The organism is Burkholderia cepacia GG4, assembly GCF_000292915.1.
Taxonomy (GTDB): Bacteria; Pseudomonadota; Gammaproteobacteria; order Burkholderiales; family Burkholderiaceae; genus Burkholderia; species Burkholderia cepacia_D.
In genome coordinates this window covers 2,914,342-2,933,211 of sequence record NC_018513.1, presented here as the reverse complement: position 1 = coordinate 2,933,211, position 18,870 = coordinate 2,914,342, and the positions used below count along the sequence as shown (strand labels likewise).

Genomic DNA, 18,870 nt, shown 5'->3' with positions numbered 1-18,870 from the left:
GCCGCGCACGACGCGGCGGCGGACCGATAACGATATTGAGAGGGCGGCAATGACGACGCACGCGTGGGGCAGTCGGATTCTTCTCGGTGCGGCGCTGGCCGCGGTCACGATGCTCGGCGCCTGCAACGGCGACGCTTCAGGTGAGCGCAACCGGCTGCCCGGCTTCGTGTCCGGCAGCGTGCGCACGACCGCCTTCGACGGCACGAGCGATGACCTGCTGACGGCCGGCCTCGGCAAGACGGGCCTGGCCGCCGCCACCGCGCCGGCATTCGCGAATCCGTCCCGGCCGACCGGCGCCGAGCTGCGCCGGGTCGCGATCTGGTCGAACTACCGCGCGCTCGTCGACATGAGCGCCAACGGCGGCTACGGTCGCCTCTGGGGGCCGAACGTCGACCTCGACGGCAACGACACGCTCGGCGAAGGCAAGATCCCCGGCACCGAATATCTCGCGTATTCCGACGACGGCAGCGGCCGCAAGAACGTGACGCTGCTCGTGCAGGTGCCCGCGAGCTTCGATCCCGCGCAGCCGTGCATCGTCACCGCGACGTCATCGGGCTCGCGCGGCGTGTACGGCGCGATTTCGGCGGCCGGCGAGTGGGGCCTCAAGCGCGGCTGCGCGGTCGCGTACAACGACAAGGGCGGCGGCAACGGCGCGCACGAGCTCGGCTCCGATACCATCACGCTGATCGACGGCACGCTCGCCAACGCGGTGCTGGCCGGCAATGCCAGCCTGTTTACCGCCAACGTGACCAGCGGCGACCTGAGCGCGTTCAACAGCCGCTTCCCGAACCGCTACGCGTTCAAGCACGCGCATTCGCAGCAGAATCCCGAGCAGGACTGGGGACACGCGACGCTGCAGTCGGTCGAATTCGCATACTGGGCGCTCAACGAACAGTTCGCACCGCTGCTCGACAGCTCGCATCACGGCGTGCGCTACCACCCGGGCGACATCACGACGATCGCCGCGTCCGTCAGCAACGGCGGCGGCGCGGCGCTCGCGGCGGCCGAGCAGGACACCCGCCGCTGGATCACGGCGGTCGTGGTCGGCGAGCCGCAGGTCAACGTGCGGCTGGCGCCGAACGCGGTGGTGCGCGAGGGCGGCCAGCCGGTGCCGTCGTTCGGCCGGCCGCTGGCCGACTACGCGACGCTCGCGAACCTGCTGCAGCCGTGCGCGGCCGCGTCGGCATCGCTCGCGGGCGAGCCGTACCTGAGCGCGCTGCCGCTTGCCACCACGCAGTCGATCCGCACGCAGCGCTGCGCGACGCTCGCCGCGGCAGGGCTCGTGTCGGGCGCCGACACGCAGAGCCAGGCCGCCGACGCGCTCGCTCAGCTGCATGCGGCCGGCTATCTCGCCGATTCCGACCTGCTGCAGGCGTCGATGTGGGATTCGCAGGCGATTCCGGCGATCGCGGTCACCTACGCGAACGCGTACACGCGCTCGCGCGTGACCGACAACCTGTGCAACTTCAGCTTCGCGACCACCCAGGCGGCAACCGGTGCGGTCGCGCCGCCCGCCACGTCGCCGATGCCGGCGGTGTTCGGACTCGGCAACGGCGTGCCGCCCACGGCCGGCATCAACCTCGTGTTCAACACCGGCGCGGGTATCGACCACCGGCTCGCGACGCCCGACGCGAGCTTCGCGGGCGCGCTGTGCCTGCGTCAGCTGTGGACCAACGGGATGCTCGACATGCCCGCGAACGTCGATGCGGTGCGCGTGAACGCGAACCTGCAGGGCAAGCCGGCGATCATCGTGCAGGGCCGCAGCGACGCGCTCGTGCCCGTAAACCACGCGTCGCGCGCGTACGTCGCGCAGAACAGCATCAGCGAAGGCGGCCGCAGCCAGCTCGTGTTCTACGAGGTGGCGAACGGGCAGCACTTCGACGCGTTCCTGCCGGTCGCGGGCTTCGACACGCGCTTCGTGCCGGTCCATTACTACAACCTGCAGGCGCTGAACCTGATGTGGCGGCACCTGAAGAGCGGCGCGCCGCTGCCACCGTCGCAGGTGATCCGCACGCTGCCGCGCGGCGGCACGCCGGGCGCTGCGCCCGCGCTGACGAGCGCGAACCTGCCGCCGATCGCCGCATCGCCCGGCGCGAACGCGATCACCGCTGGCGCCGGCGCGATCGACGTGCCGCTCTGACGGCGCCCGCCGCGCCGCGATTCCGAAGCCGGACTGTCGTCCGGCTTTTTTCTTTTCGGCGTCTGGAATCGGTCCCGCACTGGTCTTTATCGGAATGACGAGCGCTGTAACAAATTATTACTTTACGGCGGAAAACCCGGAATTTATTATGCGCCGGTATTTTCACTTAATTTAATAAATTACATATACGAGAGAATTTCTTTCCGTTTCATCATTCAATCCTTTCGATTTTATTAAATCGGCTCGAGCGCCGGTTGGTCGCCTTTTTGCGATTAATCAGCAGCTCGCCGGACGGGATTGTTCGTCCATTCGAAGCCAGGCGGCGTTGTCCTGCGGGCTTTGCGGGGCATGCTTTGCCGTCGATTTTGTGCGGGTGCGAATGCGTGGGGTGAATTCGCATTGTCGTTAATCATTGAATTGTCGTTCGCAATGGAATTGATTCCATTGTGCGGACGCGAAATATGGGTGGGGTAAATCGTGCCGATCGGTATTCGCCGATCCGGTAAAAAACTCGGGGTGCATCGCAAAACGAATGCACTCCCGGTGCGGAGCGCCGGCGCAAATGACCCTTTGTGGCCGGCGGTATTTATCGTTCTGTTCGAGAGGCAATAATGACGACACTGAAGTCCTTGAAAGACGGTTTCGCGCTATTTGGAACGACACTGAGCGTGCCGCTCGCCGCGGCCGCGGCCGCGGCGCTGCTCGTCACGGGGTGCGGCGGCGATGACGGGGCGAGCCCGGCCGCCGCCGCGGCGGCCGCGGCGACGTCGAACGGCAGCACGTCGGCCGGCACCAACGCAACGGCCGCCGCCGACCAGCCGTACGTCGACAACGACGTGTACGGCACCGGGCCGAACGACGCGGTCACGGATTCGACCGAAGGGGCCGCGGTCGTGCACCGCCAGGTCACGATCGGCGGCAAGACCATCAGCTACACCGCTACCACCGGCCACCTGACCACGATCGATCCGACCACGTCGGCGCCGAACGCGAAGATGTTCTACGTCGCGTACACGCAGGACAACCCGGACCCGTCGAAGCCGCGCCCGGTCACGTTCTTCTACAACGGCGGCCCCGGCTCGTCGTCGGTCTACCTGCTGCTCGGCTCGTTCGGGCCGAAACGCCTGCAGTCGTCGTTCCCGAACTTCACGCCGCCCGCGCCGTACACGCTGCTCGACAACCCGGACAGCCTGCTCGACCGCACCGACCTGGTGTTCATCAACCCGGTCGGCACCGGCTACTCGGCGGCGATCGCGCCGGCGAAGAACAAGGACTTCTGGGGCACCGACCAGGACGCGCACTCGATCGACCGCTTCATCCAGCGCTACCTGACCAAGTACGCGCGCTGGAACTCGCCGAAGTTCCTGTTCGGCGAGTCGTACGGCACGGCGCGCAGCGCGGTCGTGTCGTGGGTGCTGCATGAGGACGGCATCGACCTGAACGGGATCACGCTGCAGTCGTCGATCCTCGACTATGCGAATGCGCTGTCCGCGCCGGGCACCTTCCCGACGCTCGCGGCCGACGCGTTCTACTGGAAGAAGACGACGCTCAACCCGACGCCGACCGATCTCGACGCGTACATGGTCCAGGCCCGCAACTATGCGGACAACACGCTCGCGCCGCTCGCGCAGAAGCCGAACCCGCAGGACGGCGGCTTCGTGAACGTGCGGCTGAACCTGAACCTGCAGACCGCGCAGCAGATGGGTTCGTACATCGGCACGGATCCGACCTCGCTGATCCAGACCTTCGGCAACCCGGCCGCGCTCGGCAACGTGCCGTCGTCGAACGACAACCCGCCGTACACGTTCTTCCTGACGCTCGTGCCGGGCACGCAGATCGGCCAGTACGACGGTCGCGCGAACTACACGGGCAAGGGCATCGCGCCGTACATCCTGCCGAACTCGGGCAGCAACGATCCGTCGATCACGAACGTCGGCGGCGCGTACACGGTGCTGTGGAACAGCTACATCAACACCGACCTCAAGTACACGTCGACGTCGTCGTTCGTGGACCTGAACGACCAGGTCTTCAACAACTGGGACTTCAGCCACACCGACCCGACCGGCGCGAACAAGGGCGGCGGCAATACGCTGTATACGGCCGGCGACCTGGCGGCGACGATGAGCGTGAACCCGGACCTGAAGGTGCTGTCGGCGAACGGCTACTTCGATGCGGTCACGCCGTTCCACCAGACCGAGCTGACGCTCGCGCAGATGCCGCTCGATCCGACGCTCAAGGCGCAGAACCTGACGATCAAGAACTACCCGTCGGGCCACATGATCTACCTGAACGACGCGTCACGGACCGCGCTGAAGGGTGACCTCGGCAACTTCTACGACGGCATCCTCGCGAACCGTACCGCGCTGCAGCGCGTGCTGAAATTGCAGGCGCGCACGCAGCAGCTCAAGCAGCAACAGCTGAAGCAGCAGGGGCAGTAAGCATCACGCCGCCGCCCGCGCGGTCCGGCCTTGCGCCGGGCAGTGCGGGCTCGCGGTGCCCCGGATGGACGACAGCCCGAGCGGCGCAGGCCGGTCGGGCTGTTTTTTCAGATGAGGGCGGTGCCGGCGCGTCGTGTGCGGGCGGCGGAAGCAGGCTGTCCCGCGGCGCGCTTACGCGAGCACCAGCCGCACGCCGACCGCGACGAGCGTCGCGGCGAGCAGGTTGCGCAGCAGCCGCTCGGGCGCGCGCGCCGACAGCAGGCTGCCGAGCACGATGCCGGGCAGCGAGCCGAGCAGCAGCGACAGCAGCATCGACCAGTCGACCGAGCCGAGCAGCCAGTGGCCCATGCCCGCGACGAGCGTGAGCGGCACCGCGTGCGCGATGTCGGAACCGACGATGCGGGGGGTCGCGAGCGCCGGGTAAAGCAGCAGCAGCACGGTGACGCCGATCGCGCCGGCGCCCACCGACGTCATCGACACGAGCACGCCGAGCACGGCGCCCGTCAGCACGGTCGACCAGAGCGTGCGCGCGGGGCTCGGCGCGAGCGGGTTGCGCGCGGCGAGCGCGGTCAGCTGCGGCCGGAAGATCAGCGCGAGCGACGTGAGCAGCAGCGCGACGCCGAGCACCAGCTGGATCATCCGCGCGGTGCTCGGTGAATTCATCCCGTGCGTGTGCAGCACCCACAGCGTGACGGCGGCGGCCGGGACGCTGCCGGCCGCGAGCCGGCCGGTGATGCGCCAGTCGATTGACCCCTTCAGCCCGTGGACGAGGGTACCGGTGGCCTTGGTCGCGGCCGCGTACAGCAGGTCGGTGCCGACCGCCGTCGCGGGGTGCACGCCGAACAGCAGCACGAGGATCGGCGTCATCAGCGAACCGCCGCCGACGCCCGTCAGGCCGACGAGGATGCCGACGAACAGGCCGGACAGGGAGTACAGCAGATCGATATGGGGAAGCGACATCGGAAGCAGGCGGTTATGCGGCGTTCGGCGGCGGCGCGCGGCTGCGGCGCGCGCGTCAAAGTCTGCCATTGTCGCAAAAGTGGCGCGTTGGTGTACGACTACGTTAAAAATCGGCCGGGAAGGCCCGCCGGGCGGACCATTCGCGGCGGGTGAAACGGTCGTTTGAACCGGCGCCGGGCCGGACGGGGGGCGGCCGAGATCCGGCGATCGGGGGCCGGACCGGATCGAAGCAGCCGCGGCGGGGGCGAGGCGCCCCGGCTCAGGCCGGCCGGCGGCCCGTCAGTGCATTGCCGGGCCGGCGCCCGCGACGGCGTCCTGGCGGCGGATGCGCAGCGCGAGACCGAGCAGCCCGGCTGCGGCGGCGAATGCCGCACCGGCCGCGAACGCGGCGTGGTAGCCGCCGTTCAGCGCATCGAGCGCGCTGGCGTGGGCCGCCGCGAGCGCGTCGGTGCGTGCGGCCGCGAGGCTTGCGAGCACCGCGAGGCCGAGTGCGCCGCCCATCATGAACGCGGTGTTGACGATCCCCGACGCGAGCCCCGAATCGGCCGGGTCGACGTCGCTCATCGCGGCGAGCAGCACCGGATTGAACGCGACGCCCGCGCCGATGCCGAGCAGCGTCATGCCGGGCAACACGTGCCAGATGAAGCCGCCGTCCGCCGGCGCGCGCGAGAACAGCGCGAGGCCGCACGCCGCGACCAGCAGGCCTGCCGCGATCGGGCCGCGAATCCCGAAGCGCATCACGATCCGCGCCGACAGCCCGAGCGAGAACGCGGCCATGATCAGGTTCGCCGGCAGGAACGCGAGGCCGACCTGCAGCGGCCCGTAGCCGAGCACGCGCTGCATGTAGAGCGCAGACAGGAAGAACCATGCGAACATTGCGGCCGCCCACAGCACGCCGATCACGTTCGCGAGCGCGACGTTGCGCGCGGCGAACAGCGTGAGCGGCATCAGCGGGTGCGCGACGCGTGCCTCGATCGCGATGAACAGCGCGAGCAGCGCGACGGCCATGCCGATCAGCACGACGGTCTGCGTCGACAGCCAGCCGGCCTCGTTGCCGCCGACGATCCCGTAGACCGCGAGCATCAGCGATGCGGTCACGGTGATCGCGCCCGCGACGTCGAGCCGCGCGGCGCCGGCCGGCGCGCGCATGCGCGGCAGCAGCGTGACGCACATCGCATAGACGGCGATGCCGATCGGCAGGTTGACGAGAAAGATCCAGTGCCACGACAGCGTGCTCGTCAGCAGCCCGCCGAGCAGCACGCCGATGCTGCCGCCGCCCGCGCAGACGAAGCCGTAGACGCCCATCGCGCGCGCCCGTTCGCCCGGTTCGGTGAAGAGGTTCATGATCAGCGACAGCGATACGGCCGACACGATCGCGCCGCCGAAGCCCTGCACCGCGCGCGCGGCGATCAGCATCGTCTGCGATTGCGCGAGGCCGCAGGCGAGCGACGCGAGCGTGAACACGACGAGGCCCGCGAGGAACATGCGCCGCTGGCCGTACAGGTCGCCGAGCCGGCCGCCGAGCAGCAGGCAGCCGCCGAACGTCAGCAGGTACGCGTTGACGACCCACACGAGGGCTGTTTCGGAGAAGTGGAGGTCGGTGCTGATCGACGGCAGCGCAACGTTCACGATCGTGCTGTCGAGCACGATCATCAGCACGCCGAGGCAGAGGACGATCAGCGCATACCAGCGCTTCTCGCCGTGGATCCCGTGGGTCATGGGCCTGCAGCCTTCCGATGGTTATTTGAAAGGTTGCATTGTAGACGTCATCCGCGCGCGCTTCCTGCCGGTTTGTGGCAGGAGCGTCGCGTAGTGGCGGCGCGCTTCGCGCGGTGGCGGGCGAGGGGCGGGCGTCAGCCGCGCGGCGGCAGTTCGCAGCCGTCGGGGCCGCATGCGGCCGCGTCGTCGCCGCCGAGTTCGACGATCGCGCCGTCGCGCCATGCCTGGTCGAGCGCCTGCGCGAACACGTCGGCCGGCTGGGCGCCCGACACCGCGTAGCGTCCGCCGAACACGAACAGCGGCACGCCGCGTCCGCCGATCTGCGCGGCGCGTGCGATGTCGGCCTCGACTTCGTCGCGATACGCGTCGCTGCGCAGCACGGCTTCGACGGCTGCGCGCTCGAGCCCCGCTTCGACCGCGAAGTCGGTCAACGACGCAGGATCGAACAGCGAGCCGTGTTCGCAGAAATAGGCGCGGTACAGCCGCTCGGTCAGCGCATCCGCGCGGCCGGACGCTTGCGCGAGCTTCACGAGCCGGTGACCGTCGAGCGTGTCGCCGACGTGCGTGCCCGGCAGGTCGTAGCGCAGCCCGACGCTCGCGGCCGCGTCGGTCACTTGGTGCAGCATCTGGTCGACCTGCGCGGGCGACATCCGGTACTTGTCCGCGAGCATCGCCTCGACCGGCTCGACCGGCTGGCCCGGCATCAACCGGTACGCGCGCAGCACGACGTCGACGTGCCCGGCGTGCGCGAACGCGGCGAGCGCCTCGTCGAAGCGGCGCTTGCCGATCCAGCACCACGGGCAGATCAGGTCGGACCAGATTTCGACGGTCAGGGTCGGGTGGGCAGTCGGGGCAGGGGAGGTCGGCATCGGAGGAGCGGGGCGGCAGAAAAATGTAACCAAGACTATATCATTTTCCGGCATCGACGCTTTGGCGTGCCGGCACGGCCCGACCGGAGGGGGCGGCGGGGCTTCCGGACACCGCCGGCAGCGCTGCGTCCGGCGTCCGGCGATGCCGACGCCGACGCCGACGCCGACGCAACGCGCCCGCTTACGCGTCGCCCTGCGTTTCCTTCAGATGCTTCAGGTGCTTGTAGACGGTCGCGCGCCCCATTCCGAGCACGTTCGCGACATAGTTCGCTGCGCTCTTGCCGCGGAACGCGCCTTCCGCGTAAAGCGCCTCGACGAGCTCGCGCCGGTGCTCGCGCGTGAGGCCGTTCAGGCCGACCTGCCGGTCGCGCAGCCAGCCGTGCAGGAACGTGTTGATGCGTTCCTGCCAGTCGTCGCGGAACAGCTCGTCGGGCTGCGCGACGATGCCCGCGCCCTTGATGAACACGTCGAGCGTCGCGCGCACGTCGTCGAACACGGCGATGTTGAAGTTGATGCACATCATCCCGGCCGGGCGGCCTTCGTCGTCGAACAGCACGTTGCTCACGCAGCGCATCCGCCGGCCGTCCCAGTTCAGCTTCTCGTACGGGCCGATCACGCGCTCGCGCGCCGAATGATCGATTTCCTCGAGTGCCGAGTCGTCGCCGACCTCGCGCTTCGACAGGTTGTTCGCGAGATACAGCACGGTCTGGTCGTGCAGGTCGTGGATCACGACTTCCGCGTACGGGAAGAACAGCGCCGCGATGCCGTCGGCGATCGGTGCATAGCGGGTGAGCAGCAGGTCTTTGACGGGGGATGGCTTCTTGCGCATCGGAATCGGGATCTCGGGTGAGCGGGGGCCGGGCGGTGCATCGGCCCGGCGCACCGGCGTACCGGTGACCGGCCGGTCCGTGCGCCCGCGCGCCGCCGCGGCGGTTGCGCCATTGTATCGGCCCCGCGTGCGCGTGAGGCTCATGCGCGTGTCAGGTGCGTATACAGCGCGTGCGCGATCGCGATGTCCTCGAGTCCGAGGCCGATCGAACGGAAGAATGCGTGACGCGTGCGCGACGGTGCCGCGCAGGTGCCGGCGATCAGCGCGGGCAGGTCGCCCACGATCCGCTCGGGGGTCCAGCCGTGCTCGGCCGCCGCGATCTGCATCTCGCCCGCGCTCGCGGGCGTCGTGTGCCGGTAGTCGCAGTACACGTCCATGTCGGGCAGCCACGCGGGCGGGATCTCGTGCGCGCGTGCGACGTTGGTGCTGATCGACGTGACGAGCGCGGCGCGCGTGAGCATCCCGTCGGCGAGCACCGGCGTGCCCGACGACGTGCACAGCATCACGACGTCCGCGTCGCGTACGCAGGCTTCGACGCTGGCGGCCGGGCGGGCACGCGGGTCGATCTGCGCGAGCGTCGCCTGCAGCGCCGGGTCGCCGGCGAGCGCGGGCGAATGGACGCTGATCGATGCCCAGTCGCGCAACGCCGCGGTGTGGCGCAGATGCGCGAGGCCGACCGCGCCGGTGCCGATGACGGCGAGGCGACGCGCGTCGTGCGGCGCGAGGCAGTCGACCGCGAGGGCCGTCGTGCCGGCCGTGCGCTCGACCGTCAACAGCCCCGCCTCGCACCACATCAGCGGCTGGCCGGTACGCATCGACATCAGCGCGGTCCACGCGGTGACGATCGGCCTTCCGCCCGTCACGACATACGGCGACAGCTTCGCGCCGAACACCTGCTCGTCGGCGAGCGCGCCGAGGTACGTGATGAAATCGCCGGCCTGTTCGGGGAACAGCGTGAGGGTTTGCGGCGGCTGCACCGCGCGGGCCGACGCGAGCGACGCGAACATGCGGCGCAGTGTGCCGAGCACGTCGAGCGACGGCAGCGCCGCGCGCACCGCGGCTTCGTCGACGGTCAGCGGCAGGGTCGGGGCGGGTTGCGTCATGGGACTTCTCCGGTCGGGGCCGGACAGGACAGTCTCGAAAGACAGCATCCGGCGGTGTTCGCGATGGATTAAAAGTCTAATATAGACAAAACAAGCCGGGTGAAATTTTCTTTTCGAGACGTGGCGGCGGCGGATGTCCTTGGAAAAACATCGATAAATCAACGGGATTTGATGCGGCTAGCGCGATCCCGGGGGCTGGCGCGGCATCGCGACTATCGTATCCCCTATAGTCTAGAGTAGACTAAGAGTCTATATTTGACGTGCAGACCGACGTGTCGCCGCACGGCGGCTGGCTGCATCGAATGCCGATCCGGCGCCCGGCGACGGCGCCGCGCGACCGGTCTTCATCGCCTCAATCCGGAATCGAAGGACATCCGTCATGAACTGGAAGCTTTCCCTCTGCGCCGTCGCGGCGCTCGCGTGCGCGGCCGTCACGGCCCACGCGGAACAGACCACGTTGCGCTTCGGGATCGAAGCCGCCTATCCGCCGTTCGAGAGCAAGACGCCGGCCGGCCAGCTGCAGGGGTTCGACGTCGACGTCGGCAACGCGGTCTGCGCGAAGCTGAACATGAAATGCGTGTGGGTCGAGAACGCGTTCGACGGGCTGATTCCGGCGCTGCAGGCGCGCAAGTTCGACGCGATCAATTCGGCGATGAACATCACCGCGAAGCGCAAGCAGAGCATCGACTTCACGCCGGCGATCTATGTGGTGCCGATCGTGATGGTCGCGCACCACGGCTCGCCGCTGCGGCCCGACGTCGCGAGCTTGCGCGGCAAGCACGTCGGCGTGCTGCAGGGCTCGTCGCAGGAGGATTTCCTGAAGGCGCACTGGGCCAACGCGGGCGTGGACGTCGTGTCCTATCAGGACCAGGACCAGATCTACGCCGATCTCGTCGCCGGGCGTCTCGACGCGGCCGTGCAGGAAGCGCAGACCGCGCAGGACGGTTTCCTCGACAAGCCGGCCGGCCGTGACTACCAGATCGTCGGCGATCCGCTGAAGGATCCCGCGACGCTTGGCGAAGGCACCGGCTTCGGGATGCGCAAGGGCGACAAGGCGCTGCAGGCGAAGGTCGTCGGCGCGCTCGACGCGCTGAAGAAGGACGGCACGCTGAGCGCGCTGTCGCAGAAGTACTTCAAGCGCGACATCGTCGCGAAGTAAGCCAGGCCGCGCGCCGGCCGCCGTGCCGGCACGCGTCGTACCGAATCTCGACGCAGTACGGGGAAGCATGGATTTCGACGTCATCGTTCTGGGGGCCGGCATCGTCGGCGTGTCGTCGGCGCTGCATCTGCAGGATCGCGGGCTGCGCGTCGCGCTCGTCGACCGGCGTGCGCCCGGCGAGGAAACGAGCCACGGCAATGCCGGGCTGATCGAGCGCTCGTCGGTCGTGCCGTACGCGTTTCCGCGCCGGCTCGGCACGCTGCTGCGCTACGCGCGCAACCGCTCGGTCGACCTCTACTGGGACTATCGCGCGCTGCCCGCGTATGCGGGCTGGCTCGCGCGCTTCTGGCGCGAATCGTCGCCGCACCGGCTCGCGGCCGCCGCGCGCGACATGCTGCCGCTGGTCGCGGCGAGCGTCGTCGAGCATGACGCGCTGCTCGCGCGCACCGACGCGCAGCCGCTCGTGCATGACGGCGGGTGGATCGAGGCCTTCCGTTCGCCCGCGCTGTTCGACGCGGAATCGCGTGCGCAGCAACGGGTGGCCGACGCGCACGGGCTGCGCATGAGCGTACTCGACGCACGGGCGTTGCGCGCGCGCGAGCCCGGCATCGGCGATGCATTCTGCGGCGCGTTCCACTGGCAGGATCCGAAAACCGTGTCGAGCCCAGGCGGTCTCACGAAGGCGTACGCGCAGCTGTTCGAGCGCGACGGCGGCACGTTCGCGCACGGCGACGCGACGACGCTTGCGCAGGTGCGCGACGGCTGGCAGGTCGAGACCGGACACGGGCCGATTTCGGCGCGGTCGGCCGTGGTCGCGCTCGGGCCGTGGTCCGATCATGTGTTCGCGCCGCTCGGCTACCGGATTCCGCTGCGCGCGAAGCGCGGCTATCACATGCATTACCGGCCGACGCGCACGCCGCTGAACGTGCCCGTGTGCGATACCGAGGAGGGCTTCGTGGTCGCGCCGATGGAGGGCGGCCGGCTGCGGCTCACGACCGGCGTCGAGATCGCGTTGCGCGGCGCGCCGCCGACCGGCGTGCAACTCGCGCGTGCCGAGCCGCTGGCGCGCGACGCGTTCGGCATCGGCGAGCGGCTCGACCCGGCGCCGTGGCTCGGGATGCGGCCGTGCACGCCGGACATGCGGCCGGTGATCGGGCCCGCGCCGCGCCATCGTCACTTGTGGTTTGCGTTCGGCCATTGCCACCACGGGCTCACGCTCGGACCTGCGACCGGGCGGTTGCTCGCCGAGATGATGACCGGCGCGCCGACCTACATCGATCCTCATCCGTACCGGCCCGCGCGTTTCGGTTGAGCGGGCGATGGCGGCCGCGCGTGCGGCCGTCACAGTTTTTCATTCGGCTGTACGCATTCGCGAAAACTGCGCAACCAGAAATGATCTGCGTAATTGACCGGAAAGACATCGCTAAATAAGAAAATCAGGAAAAAGCGATTTATCAATGCATTTTCATATAAATGAAATGCGCAGCAGGTGAACCGTCCCGGCAATCCGGTGGACCCTCGCAACGCGTCGTTCCGATGTGACCCTGGATGTCGCGGAACACGTTACTTCAGGCCTCGCAAACGTTACGTTACATCCGCGCCCGCCACGCCTGTTTCGTCAGATGTTTGCGGCGGCGCGATCCGCTTATTTCCTCGTAAATCCATATAAAAACGGTATTGGCTTGCAATGGGCCAACGAATGAATCCGTTTTATCGAGGTGGCACGCTTCGTGCAATCCGTCCCCATGCTTTATCAACGTAGTGCCAACCGAGATGGGGTAAGGATGGGACAAAATCTTGAATTGACGGGTGTGGCGCTGTCGGTCGCGATGATGTTCGGGGTACTGGCTTCGGGTACGGCGATGGCGGGGACGCTCGATGGGCTGCCGATTCCGCAAGTGATCATCAGTCCACCGACGAATGGCGTATCTGTCGGGCTGACGGCGACGGGCACGTCGCCGCTGGGCTCGGTTACGGTGACGACGGGCGGGCCGGGTGCGATCCAGACGTCGCTGGGCAATCCCGGGCAGGCACTGTCGGACGCGTTCGGCGGCGGTGGCGGCACGGTGACGCCGCTCGCGCCGGTGCAGGGCGTGGTGAACCAGGTCACGGGTGCGCTCAATGGCGGCAACCCGGCTGGCGGGCTGAATACGGCGACGGGGACGTTGAGCAATGCGGTTGGCACGGTGACGGGCGGACTGGGGAATGCCGGCGGCGGCGCAAATCCGCTGGCGCCGCTTCAAGGTGTGGTGAATCAAGTGACGGGTACGCTCGGTGGCGGTAACCCGGCAGGTGCGTTGACCGGTGCGCTCGGTACGGTCGCGGGCGCACTGGGTAACGTTGGCGGCACCAACCCGGCAGGCGCACTGACCGGCGCCCTCGGCACGGTTGCGGGCGCATTGGGCAATGTCGGCGGCACCAACCCGGCAGGCGCGCTGACCGGTGCTCTCGGCACGGTGACGGGGGCATTGGGCAATGTCGGCGGCACCAACCCGGCAGGTGCGCTGACCGGCGCGCTCGGCACGGTGACGGGGGCATTGGGCAATGTCGGCGGCACCAACCCGGCAGGTGCACTGACCGGCGCCCTCGGCACGGTGACGGGCGCATTGGGCAATGTCGGCGGCAACAACCCCGCAGGCGCACTGACCGGTGCGCTCGGTACGTTCACGGGGGCACTGGGTAACGTCGGCGGTACCAACCCGGCAGGCGCACTGACCGGCGCCCTCGGTACGGTCACGGGCGCACTGGGTAACGTCGGCGGCACCAACCCGGCAGGCGCACTGACCGGCGCCCTCGGCACGGTCACGGGCGCACTGGGCAATGTCGGCGGTACCAACCCGCTGGCGCCGATCCAGAACGTCGTCGACCAGGTCACGGGCACGCTCGGCCGCGGCAACCCGGCCGGTGCGCTGAGCAACGGGGTCAATACGATCACGGGCGCGCTCGGCAACCTCGGTGGCGCGTCGAGCCCGCTCGCGCCGGTACAGGGTGCCGTCACGCAACTCGCCGGAACGCTCGGCAACGGCGACCCGGCCAGTGCACTGACGAACGCGGTGAACTCGGTGACGGGGGCGTTCGGCAATCTCGGCGGCACCAATCCGCTCGCACCGGTGCAGGGTGTCGTGAACCAGGTCGTCGGCACGCTGTCGGGCGCCGGCAGCCCGATCGCGCCGATCACGAATCTCGTCAGCGGCCTGCAGAACGCGCTGCCGACGGGCGGTAACGCGGCCGGCGCGCTGAGCGGTGCGCTCGGTTCGGTGACGGGCGCACTCGGCAACCTCGGTGGCACGAACCCGCTGGCGCCGGTGCAAGGCGTCGTGAACCAGGTCGTCAGTACGCTCGGCAGCAGCAACGCGGCCGGCGCACTGAGCAGCGCGGTGAATTCGGTGACGGGCGCACTCGGCAACCTCGGCGGCACGAACCCGCTGGCGCCGGTGCAAGGCGTCGTGAACCAGGTCGTCGGAACCCTCGGCAGCAGCAACCCGGCCGGTGCACTGAGCAATGCGGTGAACTCGGTGACGGGCGCACTCGGCAACCTCGGCGGATCGAATCCGCTCGCGCCGGTACAGGGTGTCGTGAACCAGGTCGTCGGCGCGCTGTCGGGCGCAGGCGGCAGCAACCCGATCGCGCCGATCACGAACCTCGTCAGCGGCCTGACCGGCGGCAGCAACCCGGCCGGCGCACTGACCGGTGCGCTCGGTTCGGCGACGGGTGCCCTCGCGAACGGTCCGGCAGCCCTCGGGCAGGCGGCTGGCGCGTTGTCGGGTGCGGCCGGTTCGACGGCTGCGGCGGGCGGCAGCCTGCTCGGCACGGGCGCAAGCGCGGCGGGCAGCACGGCGGGGGCAGCCGGTTCGCTGCTGTCGACGGGCAGCAATGCGACGGCGACGGTCGTCAACGCGGTCGGCACGTCGGTCGGCACGGCGCTCGGTTCCGCACCGGGCCTGTCGGTCACGCCGCACTCGGGCAACGGTTCGGCAAACAACCCGCTCGCACCGGTGTCGACGCTGCTGCAGGCGGTGACGGGCGCACTGCCGAAGTAACCGGCCGGAACGGGCGGCGGCCAGATATCGGCTGCTGCGCGCAACGGGTCGCGCAACGCGGCATGACAGCGATGTCATGCCGCGTTTTCCTTGGGTCTCCGATTTTTTCGTCGGATGAATGGCCGGCGCGCGGCCGCCGCCGGCTATCGCGGGTCGGCATGGAATAAGCGGTCCCGCCCGTCCGTTTACATACCGAGTCACGGCGCGAACGCGCGGCGGGATAATGATCACGATGAAGTCGATCGTCCCGTCCGGCAGCGCCGTGCCGTGAGGCCATGCCAAGGAGAACGGGAATGAAGACGATACTGTTCGCCGTCGCGCTGACGGCCGCAATCGTCCGGCCCGCGGCCGCGGAACCGCCGCAGGTCGGAGACGGGAAACTGGTCGATGAAGATCACATGACGTTGTACGTGTTCGATCACGACGCGCCGGGCAAGAGCACGTGCAGCGGCTCGTGCGCGGCCAACTGGCCGCCGGCGCTCGCCGACGGGTACGACAAGGCGTCGGGCGCACTGAGCCTCGTCGCACGCGACGACGGCAAGAAGCAATGGGCGTACCACGGCCGCCCGCTGTATCGCTGGAAGATGGACCGCAAGGCCGGCGACACGGGCGGCGACGGGATCGGCGGGATGTGGCACGTCGCGCGTCCCTGATTGACTGACGGCGCGGCGACGCGCGAGGCATCGGGATGAGCTACGAATCCGACCTGCTGGTGTGGCTGCCGCATCTCACGCGGTATGCGCGCGCGCTGACGGGCGACCGGGCCTGGGCCGATGATCTCGTGCAGGACACGCTCGAGCGTGCGCTGAACCGGCCGCCGCGCGACGGCGGCAACCTGCGCGCGTGGCTGCTGACGCTGCTGCGCCACCGCTTCATCGACCAGTTGCGCGCGCGGCACGAGATCGCGGTCGACGATGCAACGGCGCCGTGGCAGACGATGGCCGCGCCGGCCGACGAGATCGGCGGCCTGATCCTGCGCGACGTGCAGCGCGCGCTGTATCGGCTGCCCGTCGAGCAGCGCGAGGTGCTGCTGCTGGTCGCGCTCGAGGAGTTGAGCTACCGCGACGCCGCACAGGTGCTCGGCGTGCCGGTGGGTACGGTGATGTCGCGGCTGTCGCGCGCGCGCGAGCAGATGCGTGCGCTGCTGTCGGGCGAGCCGCCGGCGCGCGGCACGGCCGCGTTACGGGTGATCGGGAAGACATGATGGACGATCCGCACAAACCATCGAACGATCGGGACGACGATGCCGATGCGTCCGCCCGGCTGCTGTCGGCGCTGCTCGACGGCGAGTTGTCGGGGCAGGAGCGCCTCGAGGTGCTCGAACGGCTGCAGTCCGATCCGCGGGAAGCCGACCGGTTCGCGCATTACCGCGCGCAGCGCGATGCACTGCATGCGCTGTTCCCGCTGCCGGGCGCCGCACCCGCGCTGTTCGTGCAGCGCCGCGCGCCGCGCTGGCGCGGCTTCGCGTACGCATGCGCGGGGCTGGCAGCAGGGCTGGTGATCGGCGTCGCGCTGCATGCGGGCTGGACGACATTCGGCGTCGAGCCGGCATTCGCCGCGCGCGCGGACGTCGCGTACGCCGTGTACGCGGCCGATCGGGAGCACCCGGTCGAGGTCGACGCCCGCGATCCGGCGCGCCTTGCCGCGTGGCTGTCCGTGCGGCTCGGGCGGCCCGTGCGCGCGCCGTCGCTCGACGAATATGGCTATGCATTGATGGGCGGCCGGCTGCTGCCGGGCGACGCGGGGCCGGCGGTGCAACTGATGTACCAGCGCGCGGACGGCAAGCGCGTGACGCTGTACATGACGGCCTACGATGCGCGGCGCTTCGCGCCCCAGGCGATGTCGGCCGACGGCCGCTACACGTATTTCTGGTCGGACCGCGGCATGGGTTATGCGCTGTCCGGGCGCGCCGACGAACGACGCCTGCGCGAGCTCGCGATCGACGCATGCGGCGCGCTCGGCGGGCCGACCGACGCGTGGAAGGGCTGACGCGCGCGACCTCGGCAGGGAGCCAATGATGAACGCGAGGGCAGCGAAGGCGGCGATGGTAGCGGTGGTGCTCGTGGCGGGCGCCGGGTTCGCGCGGGCGGACGGCGATGCGCCGCTGCGCGTGCCGGTCGACGCCGACGGCGTGCAGCGGGTGGCGATCGTCGGCGGCAGCTATTTCTTTCGCCCGAAGCATGTGATCGTCAGAGCGCACGTGCCGGTCGAACTGACCGTCTCGGCCGAACCGGGCCTCGTGCCGCACAGTTTCGAAATCGATGCGCCGCAGGCCGGCATCACGGTCCATACCGACCTGAGCACGACGCCGCGTATCCTGCGCTTCACACCGACGGAGCCCGGCCGCTTCGCCTACTATTGCACGCATCGGCTGTTGTTGTTCCGCAGCCATCGCGAGCGCGGGATGGAAGGCGTGCTCGACGTCGAGGCGGCGCCATGATTGCCGCATTGCTGGCCGCGAGCCTGATAGGAGCGAGCATGACAGCCGACCCCGTGACCGTCGCGCAGGCGCATTTCGACCACGTCCACTCGTACCGCGCGACGATCCGCTCGTCGGCCAGAAGCGGCGAGCACACCGAAATCCGCTATGCGTACCTGAAACCCGGTTTCGTCCGGATGGATTTCGTGTCACCCCATCACGGCGCGGTGCTCGCCTACGATCCCGACGCCGGCAAGGTCCGGCTGCGCCCGTTCGGCGAGCATGCGCCGCCCGCGCTGACGCTGTCGCCGTCCAATCCGCTCGTGCGCGACCGCAGCGGCCACCGGGTCGACCGGTCGGACGTCGGCGAACTGCTGCGCAACGTCCACGCGTTGCAGCAGGGCGGCGCGACGGTGACCGAAGGCGAGGAAACCGTCGGCGGCCGGAGCGCGCTACGCGTGTCGGTGACCGGCGCGCCCGCGCACGTGGTCGGCGGCGTGCATCGCTACCGGCTGTGGCTGGACGCCGAGGACGGCTTTCCGCTGAAGGTCGTCAGCTTCGCGGACGGCGACGGCGAGCCGCTCGAAACCGTGACGCTCGACGACGTCGAGATCGACGTCGCGTTTCCCGCACGCTTTTTCGCCCCCTGATCCCGATTCAGGCCGGAGGCTGCATGGCGGAATACCGGTTTTCGACGGTCTGGCACGTGGACGCGCCGCTCGCGGTGGTCTGGGACGCGATCTATCAGGTCGACCGCTGGCCCGACTGGTGGAAGGGCGCCGTGCGGACCGTCGAGATCGAGCGTGGCGACGCGCACGGCGTCGGCGCGCTGCAGCGATATACCTGGAAAGGGGCGTTGCCGTACCGGCTGACCTTCGACATGCGCGTGCTGCGCGTCGAGTGGCCCCATGTGCTCGAAGGGCGCGCGAGCGGCGCGATCGAAGGCGATGGACGCTGGTCGTTCGCCGGCACCGATGCGCGCACCGTCGTCCGGTACGACTGGCACATCCGCACGCGCGAGCGCTGGATGAACTGGCTGGAGCCGTTCGCGCGCCCGCTGTTCAGGTGGAATCACGACGTCGTGATGCGCGCGGGCGCGCAAGGCCTCGCGCGCCGGCTGGGCGCCGAAGTCGAAGCGGACGGTCGAACCTTCCGGCCGGTCGACGGCGCGGACTGCGCCGACGCCTGAACCCG

At 69.3% G+C, this 18,870-nt stretch carries 16 protein-coding genes; 11 read left to right on the top strand and 5 right to left on the bottom strand.

The window, feature by feature from the left end:
* Window positions 1-49: 49 nt before the first annotated feature.
* Complete coding sequence (locus GEM_RS13385) at window positions 50-2,140, top strand: D-(-)-3-hydroxybutyrate oligomer hydrolase (protein WP_014897926.1); 2,091 nt, start codon at window positions 50-52, stop codon at window positions 2,138-2,140.
* Between the two features lie 611 nt (window positions 2,141-2,751).
* Window positions 2,752-4,578, top strand: coding sequence for a S10 family peptidase (locus GEM_RS13380; protein WP_014897925.1), 1,827 nt, complete (start codon window positions 2,752-2,754; stop codon window positions 4,576-4,578).
* Window positions 4,579-4,749: 171 nt separating this feature from the next.
* Here GEM_RS13380 and GEM_RS13375 read toward each other — a convergent pair whose 3' ends face one another.
* The 5 genes from GEM_RS13375 to GEM_RS13355 all read right to left on the bottom strand — a co-directional run bounded on the left by GEM_RS13375 (window position 4,750) and on the right by GEM_RS13355 (window position 10,058).
* Window positions 4,750-5,538 (bottom strand): sulfite exporter TauE/SafE family protein, encoded by a 789-nt coding sequence (locus GEM_RS13375; protein ID WP_014897924.1) that lies wholly within the window; start codon window positions 5,536-5,538, stop codon window positions 4,750-4,752.
* Between the two features lie 279 nt (window positions 5,539-5,817).
* Complete coding sequence (locus tag GEM_RS13370) at window positions 5,818-7,257, bottom strand: DHA2 family efflux MFS transporter permease subunit (protein WP_014897923.1); 1,440 nt, start codon at window positions 7,255-7,257, stop codon at window positions 5,818-5,820.
* A gap of 134 nt (window positions 7,258-7,391) precedes the next feature.
* Window positions 7,392-8,126 carry a DsbA family oxidoreductase gene (locus tag GEM_RS13365; protein ID WP_014897922.1) on the bottom strand — a complete coding sequence of 245 codons (735 nt, stop codon included), beginning with the start codon at window positions 8,124-8,126 and terminating at the stop codon, window positions 7,392-7,394.
* 181 nt (window positions 8,127-8,307) lie between these two features.
* Window positions 8,308-9,099: a helix-turn-helix transcriptional regulator gene (locus GEM_RS13360; RefSeq protein ID WP_014897921.1), complete on the bottom strand. Its 792-nt coding sequence runs from the start codon at window positions 9,097-9,099 to the stop codon at window positions 8,308-8,310.
* Complete coding sequence (locus GEM_RS13355; protein WP_014897920.1) at window positions 9,096-10,058, bottom strand: ornithine cyclodeaminase family protein; 963 nt, start codon at window positions 10,056-10,058, stop codon at window positions 9,096-9,098. The genes GEM_RS13360 and GEM_RS13355 overlap by 4 nt, the downstream gene beginning before the upstream one ends.
* Before the next feature lie 379 nt (window positions 10,059-10,437).
* On the opposite strand from GEM_RS13355, the gene GEM_RS13350 reads away from it, so the two are divergent.
* The 9 genes from GEM_RS13350 to GEM_RS13310 all read left to right on the top strand — a co-directional run bounded on the left by GEM_RS13350 (window position 10,438) and on the right by GEM_RS13310 (window position 18,865).
* Window positions 10,438-11,217, top strand: a complete 780-nt coding sequence (locus GEM_RS13350; protein WP_014897919.1) for an ABC transporter substrate-binding protein — start codon at window positions 10,438-10,440, stop codon at window positions 11,215-11,217.
* A gap of 67 nt (window positions 11,218-11,284) precedes the next feature.
* Window positions 11,285-12,529, top strand: a complete 1,245-nt coding sequence (locus GEM_RS13345; RefSeq protein ID WP_014897918.1) for an NAD(P)/FAD-dependent oxidoreductase — start codon at window positions 11,285-11,287, stop codon at window positions 12,527-12,529.
* 472 nt (window positions 12,530-13,001) lie between these two features.
* Window positions 13,002-15,257: a beta strand repeat-containing protein gene (locus tag GEM_RS13340; protein WP_014897917.1), complete on the top strand. Its 2,256-nt coding sequence runs from the start codon at window positions 13,002-13,004 to the stop codon at window positions 15,255-15,257.
* Window positions 15,258-15,550: 293 nt separating this feature from the next.
* Window positions 15,551-15,910, top strand: coding sequence for a hypothetical protein (locus tag GEM_RS13335; protein ID WP_014897916.1), 360 nt, complete (start codon window positions 15,551-15,553; stop codon window positions 15,908-15,910).
* A gap of 35 nt (window positions 15,911-15,945) precedes the next feature.
* A complete protein-coding gene (locus tag GEM_RS13330; protein ID WP_014897915.1) occupies window positions 15,946-16,461 on the top strand; it encodes a sigma-70 family RNA polymerase sigma factor in 516 nt (171 codons plus the stop codon).
* Window positions 16,458-17,246 (top strand): anti-sigma factor family protein, encoded by a 789-nt coding sequence (locus GEM_RS13325; protein ID WP_014897914.1) that lies wholly within the window; start codon window positions 16,458-16,460, stop codon window positions 17,244-17,246. The genes GEM_RS13330 and GEM_RS13325 overlap by 4 nt, the downstream gene beginning before the upstream one ends.
* A 28-nt stretch (window positions 17,247-17,274) precedes the next feature.
* The gene (locus tag GEM_RS13320; RefSeq protein ID WP_014897913.1) at window positions 17,275-17,697 is read left to right on the top strand and encodes a quinol oxidase; all 423 of its coding nucleotides are present in this window, start codon (window positions 17,275-17,277) and stop codon (window positions 17,695-17,697) included.
* The gene (locus tag GEM_RS13315) at window positions 17,694-18,326 is read left to right on the top strand and encodes a LolA family protein (protein WP_014897912.1); all 633 of its coding nucleotides are present in this window, start codon (window positions 17,694-17,696) and stop codon (window positions 18,324-18,326) included. Before GEM_RS13320 ends, GEM_RS13315 begins: the two co-directional genes overlap by 4 nt.
* Window positions 18,327-18,349: 23 nt before the next feature.
* Window positions 18,350-18,865, top strand: coding sequence for an SRPBCC family protein (locus tag GEM_RS13310; protein WP_014897911.1), 516 nt, complete (start codon window positions 18,350-18,352; stop codon window positions 18,863-18,865).
* Window positions 18,866-18,870 lie beyond the last annotated feature (5 nt).